An 11907-nucleotide genomic window follows, 5' to 3' on the forward strand; every position below is an offset into this window, starting at 1 on the left:
CCAGGATTGCGCTCCGATGCCTCGTTGGACTGCGCGTGGCAATGGCGTCCCCGGCGACGGTGTCGACGACACGACCGCCCCCCCTTACCGACACGTTTCTAGCCGTTCGCCAGAAACATTCGGCTGACGTCATTGAACAAAGCGAGCGAAGTCAGGAGCAAGATGCAGGCGATGCCAACCTTCTGCAGCATTGCCTGCCAGTGGTCTGGGACGGGCCGGCCAGTCAAAAATTCCACGCAATAATACAGCAAATGCCCCCCATCCAGAACCGGAATAGGTAACAAATTCAGTACCCCGAGGCTCACGCTGACCAGCGCCAGGAAGCTGATAAACGCCTGCAGGCCGAGGTTTGCGGCGCGTCCCGCGTAATCCGCCACGGTCAGCGGACCGCTCAGGTTCTGCAGCGATGCCTGCCCCACCAGCATCTTGCCGAGCAGCTTCAACGACAGCGCGCTGGTGTCCCAGACCTGACCCACCGCGCGCGCCAGCGCCTGGTCCGGCCGGTAGCGCACGGTTTCCATTTCCACCGCCTGGCTGAGCGCCGCGCCGAGCTTGCCCGAGGGCCCGGGCGCGGTGCCACTGGCCGTCTTCTCGCCGTCGCGCGCCGGGGCGCTGTCGAGCGTCACCGGCACGTCCAGGCGCTTGCCGTCGCGCTCGATGCCCAGCGTCACGGTCTGGCCCGGCTGGCTGCGCACCGCCTTGATCAGCGCGCTGGCCTGCGTCAGCGGGGTGCCCTGCCAAGCCACCACGCGGTCGCCCTTTTTCAGGCCGGCGCGCTCGGCGGCGGAATCGGGCAGCACCTCGGTGACCGTCACTGGCCCGCCCTTCAGGTTCAGGCCCAGCGTGGCCAGCGGGTCCTGCTCGGGATTGCCGCCGGTATTGGGCAGGCGCGCCAGCGTGACGTCGCGCTCGGCGCCGTCGGGGCTGCGCACGCGCAGCACGGCGCGCGCATCGCCGAAGCCCTCGGCAAACACGGCCATGCGCAGGTCATTCCAGGAACGCACCGGTTCGGTATGGCCGTTGGCGGTCAGCGACAGCACCCGGTCGCCCTCGCGCACGCCGGCCTGCGCCGCCATGGTACCGGCCGCGGGCGCGGCCACGATGGGCGCGGGCTCGCGCATGCCGCCGGCGAACAGCGCAAAGTACAGCACGATCGCCAGCAGGAAATTGGCCAGCGGCCCGGCCGCCACGATGATGAAGCGCTTGCCCACCGGCTGGCGGTTGAAGGCACGCGGCAGGTCGATCGGATCGATGGGTGAGTCGCGCGCAGGATCGACCTCGCGCTCGTCCAGCATCCTGACGTAGCCGCCCAGCGGGATCGCTGCCACGGTCCATTCGGTGCGGTCGCGGCTTTTCGAGATCCAGCGTAGCAGCGGCCGCCCGAAGCCGATGGAAAAGCGCAGCACCTTCACGCCGCAGGCGCGGGCGGCGAGGTAGTGCCCCATTTCGTGCACATAGATCAGCACGCACAGGGCGACGATGAAAGCGAGTACGGTTTGCATGGCGTCGGGACGTCAGTAACGAGGGCTAGGCGGGCGCGCCGGGTCCGAGGGGACCCGGGCCGCCGCACCCGCTATTGTCGCAGATGCGGCAGGCCGGCCCGCCAGATCAGCGATTGGCAGCCAGCGGCGCCACGGCCGAGCGCGCCGCTTCGCGGGCGAGCCGGTCGGCGTCGAGCACCGCTTCGAGCGTATCCGCAGCGCCTTGAGGTGCAGCTTCCAGCACCTTCCTGACGATGCCCGCAATGTCCGTGAAGCGCACTTTGCCGCCAAGGAATGCCTCGACTGCCACTTCATTGGCGGCATTGAGCACCGCCGGCGCCACCCCGCCGGCACGCAGCGCGTCGAAGGCCAGGCCGAGGCACGGGAAGCGCAGCAGGTCCGGCTTTTCGAAATTAAGCCCTCCCGTCAGGGTCAGATCCAGCGGCGACACGCCCGCGTCAATGCGCTCGGGATAGGCCAGGCCGTAGGCGATCGGCGTGCGCATGTCCGGGTTACCGAGCTGCGCCAGCACCGAGCCGTCGGTATAGGCCACCATCGAATGCACGATGCTCTGCGGGTGGATCAGCACCTCGATGCGCTCGGCGGGCGCGCCGAACAGCCAGTGCGCCTCGATGACTTCGAGGCCCTTGTTCATCATGGTGGCGGAGTCGACCGAGATCTTGCGGCCCATGACCCAGTTGGGGTGGGCGCAGGCCTGGTCGGGCGAGATATCGTGCAAGGTAGCCGGGTCGCGCGTGCGGAACGGCCCGCCCGACGCGGTCAGCAGCACCCTGGCCACGCCGCGGCCATAGCGCGGGTCGTCGGCCGGCAGGCACTGGAAGATGGCGTTGTGCTCGCTGTCGATCGGCAGCAGCGTGGCGCCGTGCTCGCGCACCGCATCCATGAAGATGCGGCCGGACATCACCAGCGCTTCCTTGTTGGCCAGCAGCACGCGCTTGGCGGCACGCGCGGCGGCAAGCGCCGGGCGCAGGCCGGCGGCGCCGACGATCGCGGCCATCACGGCATCGGTCTGCGCGTCGGCCGCCACCGATTCCAGCTCGGCCTCACCGTAGCTGACTTCGGTGCCGACGCCGGCCTCGCGCAGCAGCGCCTGCAGTTCGGTAGCCGCCTCGGCGGTCCCGACCACGGCGCGGGCCGGGCGGAAGGCGATGCACTGGTCGGCCAGCTTGCGCACCTGACGGTGGGCGGTCAGCGCATGCACCGTGTAGCGGTCGGGGTGGCGCCTGATCACGTCCAGCGTGCTTTCGCCGATGGAACCGGTGGCGCCCAGGATGGTAATGCGCTGCATATCAGACCGCTTCAGAGAAGGCTTCAAAGAAAAATCAGCATCAGTGCCGCCAGCGGAAACACCGGCAGCAAGGCATCGATCCGGTCCAGCACACCGCCATGGCCCGGCAGCAGCCGGCTGCTGTCCTTCTTGCCGACCTGGCGCTTGAGCAGCGACTCGAACAGGTCGCCGACCACGCTGGCGGCAACCAGCAGCGTGGTCAGCACCGCCACGTAGCCGAGGCCGCCACGCTCGCCCATCAGCGAGAACCAGGTCGGCGCAAAGGCATACGTGGCCGCCAGCGCCAGCCCGATCACCAGCGCCAGCAGCCAGCCGCCGATGGCGCCCTCCCAGGACTTGCCCGGGCTGATGCCCGGCGCGAGCTTGCGCCGGCCGATGGCCTTGCCGGTGAAATACGCGCCGATATCCGCCGCCCACACCAGCACGGCCGCGGTCAGCAGCACGCCGATGCCGGCGCCGCGCAGGATCATGGTGGCATGGGCGAACCCGGGCAGCATCACCAGCCCGAGCACAGCGCCCAGCGCGGTGAAGGCCGGGGTTGCGGTGCGCACGCCACGCGCCAGCAGCACCACGGCCACGCCCCAGCAAACCACGGCGGCTTCCAGCAGCCAGGTGGTGGCGTGGCGCAACGGCAGGTCATGCCAGGTGATGGCCGTGATCAGGCAGGCCAGCGCATAGACATACGGCCACGGCCCGCGCAGCCCGATCAGGCGGCCGAATTCCCAGCCGGCCAGCAGCACGATCAGGCCCACCAGCCCCGCTAGCCCTGCGGGCGGCGCCAGGAACAGGATCGGGAGGATCAGCAGCAACAGGCACAGTGCGGTGATGACGCGGGTGAGGAGCATGCGCTGCAGTCCCGGTGAAAGGTTGGAGTTGGCTCAGGCCGTGCCCGATAGTCCCGGGGCGACCAGCTGCGCGCTGGTGCGGCCAAAACGGCGTTCGCGCTGGCGGTACGAGGCAAAGGCCTTGTCCAGTTCCGCGGCGTCGAAATCCGGCCAGTACACGTCAGTGAAATACAGCTCGGAATACGCGAGTTGCCACAACAGGAAGTTGCTGATGCGCTGTTCGCCGCCGGTGCGGATAAACAGGTCCGGCTCCGGCGCATAGGCCATGGCCAGGTGCGGCGCCAGCATGGATTCCTCGATTGCTTCCGGATCGAGCATGGGCGAGCGCGCCAGCATCTTGCGCATGGCCTGCAGCAGGTCCCAGCGCCCGCCATAGTTGGCGGCGATGGTCACGGTCAGGCCGGTATTGCCGGCGGTGCGCGCCTCGGCGTCCTTGATCAGCTGCTGGATGCGGGGGCTGAAGCGGCCCAGGTCGCCCACCACCCGCAAGCGGATGTTGTTGGCGTGCATCTTGACCACTTCGCGCCGCAGCGCCGTCATGAACAGCCGCATCAGGAACGAGACTTCGTCCGCGGGGCGGCGCCAGTTCTCGGAGCTGAACGCGAACAGCGTCAGGTACTGCACGCCCCGGGCGGCACTGGCTTCAACCACCGCGCGCACCGCGTCAAGCCCCCGGGTGTGCCCGGCAACGCGCGGCAGGTGCCGCTGGGTCGCCCAGCGACCGTTGCCGTCCATGATGATGGCAACGTGGCGGGGCACATAAGAGGTATCGGGTACGTCGAGCGTTGAACTGATGTGGTGCATGATGGCAGACGGTCTCTGACTGCCCCGGCAAGTGCCGGGACGGGCGTCAGACCGTCATGATCTCCTTCTCTTTCTCGGCGACCATCTTGTCGATCTCGGCCACGTACTTGTCGGTCAGCTTCTGCACTTCTTCCTGGCCGCGGCGCTCGTCGTCCTCGGAGATGGTCTTGTCCTTGACCAGCTTCTTGAACTGCTCGTTGGCATCGCGGCGCAGGTTGCGCACGGCCACCTTGGCGCCTTCGGCCTCGCTCTTGACGACCTTGGTCAGCTCCTTGCGGCGCTCTTCGGTCAGTGCGGGCATCGGCACGCGGATCACATCGCCCATGGTAGCCGGGTTCAGGCCCAGGTCGCAGTCGCGGATGGCCTTCTCGACCGCGCCCACCATCTTCTTTTCCCAGGGCTGCACCGTGATAGTGCGAGCGTCGGCCAGGCCGACGCTCGCGACCTGGCTGATCGGCACCATCGAGCCGTAGTAGTCAACCTGAACGTGGTCAAGCAGGCCGGTATGGGCACGGCCGGTGCGGATCTTGGCCAGATCGGCCTTGAAGGCTTCGATCGACTTCTGCATTTTCTGCTCGGCGCTCTTCTTTGTGTCGGCGACGCTCATTTTTACCTCCGGAAATCAAACAACCATGATCCCGCGGCCGGGATCGGAAAATGATTCATTCTACTCTTTACCCGGCCGCTACCACCATTGTGGCGCGACCTGGCGGGGTTCAGACGTGCACCAGCGTACCTTCGTCCTCGCCCAGGATGATGCGCTTGAGCGCGCCCGGCTTGACGATCGAGAACACCCTGATCGGCAGCTTCTGGTCGCGGCACAGCGCGAAGGCGGTGGCGTCCATCACTTGCAGATTGCGCGAGATGGCCTCGTCGAAGCTGATGGTGGTGTAGCGCGTGGCGCTCGGGTCCTTCTTGGGGTCGGCGGTGTAGACGCCGTCTACCTTGGTCGCCTTGAGCACGACCTCGGCACCGATTTCCGAGCCGCGCAGCGCGGCGGCAGTGTCGGTGGTGAAGAACGGGTTGCCGGTGCCGGCGGCGAAGATCACCACCTTGCCCTCTTCGAGCTGGCGGATCGCGCGCGGGCGGATATAGGGCTCGACCACCTGGTCCATGCGCAGCGCGGACTGCACGCGGCCTTCGATATTGGCGTGGCGCATCGCGTCCTGCAGCGCCAGCGCGTTCATCATGGTGGCCAGCATGCCCATGTAGTCGGCCGTGGCGCGATCCATGCCGGCGGCACCGCCTGCGACGCCGCGGAAAATGTTGCCGCCGCCGATCACCACCGCGACCTGCACGCCGAGCTTAACGATCTCGGCAATGTCGTTCACCATCGCTTCGATGGTGGACCGGTTGATGCCGAAGGCATCGTCGCCCATCAGGGCTTCACCGGACAGTTTCAGAAGGACGCGCTTGTAGGCTGGCATGTTCACCTCGGACAGGAGCAAGTCGCTCGGTTGAGACGTTCTTGAGACGTATGTGTTTGGCACCGGCGGCGCGGATCGGCGCGCCGCCAGCGGAAGAAAGCCGGTTTTCGGGGTGGCCCGTCCCGAGGCAAACCAGGAAGGCAACCACGAAAACTGACTGCTGCACCGCAGCGCAGCCCGCGGGCGACCCTGCACTGCACACTACTTATGCAGAGGGGCACCTTGCGGCGCCCCTGCGGCATTATAGGCGCATGGACCGCCCGAACAGGGCAGTCCACGGCGCCCCGGACATCAGCCCTTCTGGGCAGCGGCCACCTGGGCGGCCACTTCGGCAGCGAAGTCGTCCTGCTTCTTCTCGATGCCTTCGCCCACGACATAGAGGGTGAAGCCCTTCACGGTCGTGTTGGCAGCCTTGAGCATCTGCTCGACGGTCTGCTTGTCGTTCTTCACGAACGGCTGGTTGAACAGCGACACTTCCTTCAGGTACTTCTGCACCGAACCCTCGACCATCTTGGCGACGATTTCGGCCGGCTTGCCCGACTCGGCAGCCTTCTGCTCGGCGATGCTGCGCTCCTTGGCGATCAGGTCGGCGGGGACCTGGTCAGCCGACAGCGACACCGGCTTCATGGCGGCCACGTGCATGGCCACGTCCTTGGCGGCGGCTTCGTCGCCGTCGAACTCGACCATCACGCCGATACGGGTGCCGTGCAGGTACGAAACCAGCTTGCCGCCGTTGGCGTAACGGACAAAGCGGCGGATCGTCAGGTTTTCGCCGATCTTGCCGATCAGGGCCGTGCGGGTGGCTTCAACGCTCACGCCGTCGATTTCCAGTGCCGACAGGGCAGCCACGTCGGCCGGGTTCTGCTTGGCGACCAGTTCGGCAACCTTGGCCGAGAACGCCAGGAAGTCGTCGTTCTTGGAGACGAAATCGGTCTCGCAGTTCAGCTCGACCAGCACGCCGGTGGTGCCGTCGATGAACGAGGCGACCACGCCTTCGGCGGTCACGCGCGAGGCGGCCTTGCTGGCCTTGTTGCCCAGCTTGACGCGCAGCAGCTCTTCGGCCTTGTTCAGGTCGCCGTCGGCCTCGGTCAGGGCCTTCTTGCATTCCATCATCGGCGCGTCGGTCTTCGCGCGCAGTTCTGCAACCATGCTTGCGGTAATTGCCGCCATTTGTCACTCCTTGAATGGTTCGCGCCGGCTGCCGGCAGTCGCCTGCGGCACCCGGTCGGTGGGTCTACAGCACACCCGCGGCAGATACTGCCTGCGGCGGATGACAACAATTCAAATTTAAAAAAAGGGGGCGCCAGATGTGCCCCCTTCTTCTTGCCCTGCTGCCGGAGTACCCCGGCTTTTCGGCCCGCGCGCAGCCCGTCGTTACGGGCGGCAAGCCTTGCTTGTCTGTCTGATGACGATGCGCGCTAGCGGTTCCTTTCCGGCAACAGGGCGGCGGGCAATCAGCCTTCCTGCACTTCGACGAACTCGTCGTCGCCGCGGGCGGCCTCGACCACTTCCTGCACCGCGTTGGCACGGCCTTCCAGGATCGCGTCAGCCACGCCGCGCACGTACAGGGCCACGGCCTTGCTCGAGTCGTCGTTGCCCGGAATCACGTAGTCGATGCCTTCCGGCGAGTGGTTGGTATCGACCACGCCGATCACGGGCACGCCCAGCTTGTTGGCTTCGGTCACGGCAATCTTGTGGTAGCCGACGTCGACCACGAAGATCGCGTCAGGCACGCCGCCCATGTCCTTGATGCCGCCGATCGACTTTTCCAGCTTGAGCATCTCGCGCTCGAACATCAGCGCTTCCTTCTTGCTCATGGTGTCCAGCGCGCCGGCTTCCTTGGCGGCTTCCATGTCCTTCAGGCGCTTGATCGAGGTCTTGACCGTCTTGAAGTTGGTCAGCATGCCGCCGAGCCAGCGGGCGTCGACGTAGGGCATGCCGGCGCGGCCGGCTTCTTCAGCCAGGATTTCGCGCGACTGGCGCTTGGTGCCCACGAAAAGAATGGTGCCGCGATTGGCTGCCAGTTGACGCACGTACTTCATTGCGTCCTGGAACATCGGCAGCGTCTTTTCGAGGTTGATGATGTGGATCTTGTTGCGATGGCCGAAGATGAAGGGGGCCATCTTCGGATTCCAGAAGCGGGTCTGGTGGCCGAAGTGGCAACCGGCTTCCAGCATTTCGCGCATGGTAACGGACATGTGATTCTCCAAAGGGTTAGGTCTGAAGCTCGCCCCGACATTCCTGAAGAGGAACACCCCGGATAGGCGGGCCAGCGATTTCAAAACAGCGCAGCAGGTTGCTGCAAAATACCGACCTGGCGGATGCAATGCTGCGCCGCAATCAGATCAGCCCACTATTGTAGCAACAAAAGCGCACCACGCTCAAGCCGCCTCGAACCCACCGCTTGGGGGGGCCCTACGCAAAACCCGCCGGAAACCCGCCAGCGCACAAGCTGCGATCTGGCCCCGATGGTGCGATAATCCTACATTGATCTCCCGATTCCGGCGCGGCCAGTGGCCTCGCCATCACTTTTTTGGCGACGCAGCATGAGCATTCACCTGAACACCGCCGAAGACATCGCCCAGATGCGCGTGGCTTGCCGCCTTGCCTCCGAAGTCCTCGACTACATCACGCCCTTCGTCCAGCCGGGCGTCACCACCGGCGAACTGGACCGCCTGTGCCACGCCTATATGCGTGACGTGCAAGGCACCGTGCCGGCGCCGCTGAACTACGCGCCCCCGGGCTACCCGCCCTTCCCCGGCGCGATCTGTACCTCGGTCAACGATGTGATCTGCCACGGCATCCCGGGCGAGCGCGTGCTCAAGAGCGGCGACGCCATCAACCTGGACATCACCGTCATCACCAAGGAAGGCTATTACGGCGACACCAGCCGCATGTTCATCGTCGGCGAGGGCTCGATTCTGGCCAAGCGCCTGGCGCAGGTGACCTACGAGTGCATGTGGAAGGGCATCGCCCAGGTGCGCAATGGCGCACGCCTGGGCGATATCGGCCACGCCATCCAGGTCCACGCCGAAGCCGCCGGCTACAGCGTGGTGCGCGAGTACTGCGGCCATGGCATCGGCAAGAACTTCCATGAAGACCCGCAGATCCTGCACTACGGCCGCCCGGGCACCGGCACCGAGATCAAGGCAGGCATGATCTTCACGGTCGAGCCGATGATCAACGCCGGCAAGCGCGATATCCGCACCATGCCGGACCAGTGGACGGTCAAGACCCGCGACCGCAGCCTGTCGGCGCAGTGGGAGCACACCGTGCTGGTGACGGAAACTGGCTACGAGGTGCTGACGGTATCCGCCGGCACGCCGGCGCCGCCTGCCTTCATCACCGAATCCGTCGCGGCCTGAGGTCGCATCGAGCCAGGGCGCCTGACGGCGCCCTTCTTTTTCCAGCCGTGCCCACGAACCATTCCGCCATCCCCATGGACACCACGCCGGAACTGCTGCTGGCCACGCGCGTACGCGACCAGCTCAAAGTCGACAAGCAGGCACTGTTTGCCGACTTCAACATCACCGCCAACGTCGGCGCGCTGATCACGCGGCTGCGCCGCGCCGTCGACGCCGCGCTGGTGGAGGCGTGGCGCGGGCTGGAGATGCCCGCCGGCACAGCGCTGGTGGCGGTGGGCGGCTACGGCCGCGGCGAGCTGTTCCCGTATTCGGACGTCGACGTGCTGCTGTTGCTGCCGGGCGAGCCCGACCAGGACACCGCCTGCCGGCTGGAGCGTTTCATCGGCCTGTGCTGGGACCTCGGGCTGGAAATCGGCTCTTCGGTGCGCACGGTGGACGACTGCATCCGCGAATCGCGCCAGGACGTCACCATCCAGACCTCGCTGCTGGAGGCGCGGCTGGTGACAGGCAACCGCAAGCTGTTCGAGTCGCTGCGCACGCGCTACCAGGCCGACCTGGATCCCGCCGCGTTCTTCCAGGCCAAGCTGCTGGAAATGCGCCAGCGCCACGCCAAGTACCAGGACACGCCCTACTCGCTCGAGCCCAACTGCAAGGAAAGCCCCGGCGGCCTGCGCGACCTGCAGGTGATCCTGTGGATGACCAAGGCCGCGGGCCTGGGCGACAGCTGGAAGGAGCTGTTCGAAAGGGACCTGCTGACGCGCCGTGAAGCGCAGGAACTCGCGCGCAACGAGCGCCTGCTCAAGACCATCCGCGCGCGCCTGCACCTGGTGGCGGGCCGGCGCCAGGACGTGCTGGTGTTCGACCTGCAGACCGCGCTGGCGGAATCCTTCGGCTACCGCCAGAACGCCAACAAGCGCGCCAGCGAACAGCTGATGCGCCGCTTTTACTGGGCGGCCAAGGCGGTCACGCAGCTCAACAGCGTACTGCTGCTCAATATCGAGGCGATGCTGTTCCCGAGCGAGTCGCAGGTCACGCGCGTGCTCAACGAACGCTTTGTCGAGCGCCAGGGCATGCTGGAGATCACCAGCGACGACGTCTACGAGCGCGACCCGCACGCGATCCTGGAAACCTTCCTGCTGTACGAGCGCACGCCCGGCGTGAAGGGCCTGTCGCCCCGCACGCTGCGCGGGCTGTACAACGCCCGCACCGTAATGACCGCGAGCTGGCGCAGGGATCCGGAGAACCGCCGCCTTTTCCTGGCCATCGTGCAGGAGCCGCAAGGCATCACCCATGCGCTGCGGCTGATGAACCAGACCAGCGTGCTGGGCCGCTACCTGATCAACTTCCGGCGCATCGTCGGCCAGATGCAGCACGACCTGTTCCACGTCTACACCGTGGACCAGCACATCCTGATGGTGGTGCGCAACATGCGCCGCTTCGCCATCGTCGAGCACACCCACGAGTTCCCGTTCTGCAGCCAGCTGATGGCGAGCTTCGACAAGCCGTGGGTGCTGTCGGTGGCGGCGCTGTTCCACGACATCGCCAAGGGCCGCGGTGGCGACCACTCCAAGCTCGGCACGCTCGATGCACGGCGCTTCTGCAAACAGCACGGCATCGCCCGCGAAGACGCCGACCTGGTCTGCTGGCTGGTCGAGCATCACCTGACCATGAGCCACGTGGCACAGAAGCAGGACCTGACCGATCCGGACGTGGTGCACGCTTTTGCGCGCGTGGTCGGCAGCGAACGCTACCTGACCGCGCTCTACCTGCTGACCGTGGCGGATATCCGCGGCACCAGCCCCAAGGTGTGGAATGCGTGGAAGGGCAAGCTGCTGGAAGACCTGTACCGCATCACGCTGCGCGTACTGGGCGGCGCCAAGGTCGACTCGCATTCGCTGTGGTCGCAGCGCAAGGAAGAGACCATCTCGGAGCTGCGCCTGAAGGCGTTCGACCCGGAGCTCGGCAAGAAGCTGTGGGCGCAACTCGACGTGGCCTTCTTCCTGCGCCATGATTCGCGCGATATCGCCTGGCTGACGCGCCATCTGTACGACAAGGTCGACAGCCCCGCGCCGGTGGTGAAGGCGCGCATCTCCCCGGCCGGCGAAGGCCTGCAGGTGGCGGTGTACGTCAAGGACCAGCCCGACCTGTTCGCGCGCATCTGCGGCTATTTCGAGCGCAAGGCGTTCTCGATCCAGGACGCCAAGATCCACACCACGCGCCACGGCTACGCGCTCGACACCTTCCAGGTCACCGATCCCGGCATGGCCGGCGACGGAGGCAACTACCGCGACATCATCGCGCTGGTCGAGCACGAAGTGTGCGAACGGCTGCGCCAGCCGGGACCGCTGCCCGAACCCACGCAGGGACGGCTGTCGCGCCAGTCGCGCAGCTTCCCGATCAAGCCGCGCGTGGACCTGCGCCCGGACGAGCGCGGCCAGTATTACCTGCTGTCGCTGTCCGCCAACGACCGCACCGGCCTGCTGTACGCCATCGCCCGCGTACTGGCACGGCATCGCGTGTCCGTGCATACGGCACGCATCAACACCCTGGGCGAACGCGTCGAAGACGTGTTCCTGGTCGACGGCAGCCGTCTTGCTGCCGACAACCGATTGCAGATTCAGCTTGAACAGGACTTGCTCGCCGCCCTCGCCATCTGAGGCGGGCGGGCAGCATCAA

10 protein-coding genes are annotated in these 11907 nt (G+C 66.3%); 2 read left to right on the plus strand and 8 right to left on the minus strand.

What is annotated here, in order from left to right:
* Window positions 1-98 precede the first annotated feature (98 nt).
* From rseP to rpsB, 8 genes are all read right to left on the minus strand, one after another.
* Window positions 99-1502, minus strand: coding sequence for an RIP metalloprotease RseP (rseP, locus tag K307_RS36465; RefSeq protein WP_042885950.1), 1404 nt, complete (start codon window positions 1500-1502; stop codon window positions 99-101).
* Between the two features lie 106 nt (window positions 1503-1608).
* Window positions 1609-2790, minus strand: a complete 1182-nt coding sequence (gene ispC, locus K307_RS36470) for a 1-deoxy-D-xylulose-5-phosphate reductoisomerase (RefSeq protein ID WP_042885952.1) — start codon at window positions 2788-2790, stop codon at window positions 1609-1611.
* A 23-nt stretch (window positions 2791-2813) separates the two neighbouring features.
* Window positions 2814-3635: a phosphatidate cytidylyltransferase gene (locus K307_RS36475; protein ID WP_042885953.1), complete on the minus strand. Its 822-nt coding sequence runs from the start codon at window positions 3633-3635 to the stop codon at window positions 2814-2816.
* 33 nt (window positions 3636-3668) lie between these two features.
* Window positions 3669-4439: an isoprenyl transferase gene (locus K307_RS36480; RefSeq protein WP_042885955.1), complete on the minus strand. Its 771-nt coding sequence runs from the start codon at window positions 4437-4439 to the stop codon at window positions 3669-3671.
* A 46-nt stretch (window positions 4440-4485) separates the two neighbouring features.
* Complete coding sequence (gene frr, locus K307_RS36485) at window positions 4486-5046, minus strand: ribosome recycling factor (protein ID WP_042885956.1); 561 nt, start codon at window positions 5044-5046, stop codon at window positions 4486-4488.
* A gap of 109 nt (window positions 5047-5155) precedes the next feature.
* Complete coding sequence (gene pyrH / locus K307_RS36490) at window positions 5156-5866, minus strand: UMP kinase (protein ID WP_010809599.1); 711 nt, start codon at window positions 5864-5866, stop codon at window positions 5156-5158.
* 291 nt (window positions 5867-6157) lie between these two features.
* Window positions 6158-7036: a translation elongation factor Ts gene (tsf, locus tag K307_RS36495; protein WP_042885957.1), complete on the minus strand. Its 879-nt coding sequence runs from the start codon at window positions 7034-7036 to the stop codon at window positions 6158-6160.
* Between the two features lie 284 nt (window positions 7037-7320).
* Window positions 7321-8064 carry a 30S ribosomal protein S2 gene (gene rpsB / locus K307_RS36500; protein ID WP_042885958.1) on the minus strand — a complete coding sequence of 248 codons (744 nt, stop codon included), beginning with the start codon at window positions 8062-8064 and terminating at the stop codon, window positions 7321-7323.
* A 348-nt stretch (window positions 8065-8412) separates the two neighbouring features.
* Here rpsB and map point away from each other — a divergent pair, with 348 nt between their 5' ends.
* Both map and K307_RS36510 read left to right on the plus strand, forming a co-directional pair.
* Complete coding sequence (gene map / locus K307_RS36505) at window positions 8413-9231, plus strand: type I methionyl aminopeptidase (RefSeq protein WP_042885959.1); 819 nt, start codon at window positions 8413-8415, stop codon at window positions 9229-9231.
* 74 nt (window positions 9232-9305) lie between these two features.
* Entirely contained in the window at window positions 9306-11888 is a 2583-nt protein-coding gene (locus K307_RS36510; RefSeq protein WP_042885960.1) for a [protein-PII] uridylyltransferase, read from the plus strand.
* The last annotated feature ends 19 nt before the right edge of the window (window positions 11889-11907 follow it).

It is taken from the genome of Cupriavidus necator A5-1, from assembly GCF_000744095.1.
Classification (GTDB): Bacteria; Pseudomonadota; Gammaproteobacteria; order Burkholderiales; family Burkholderiaceae; genus Cupriavidus; species Cupriavidus necator_A.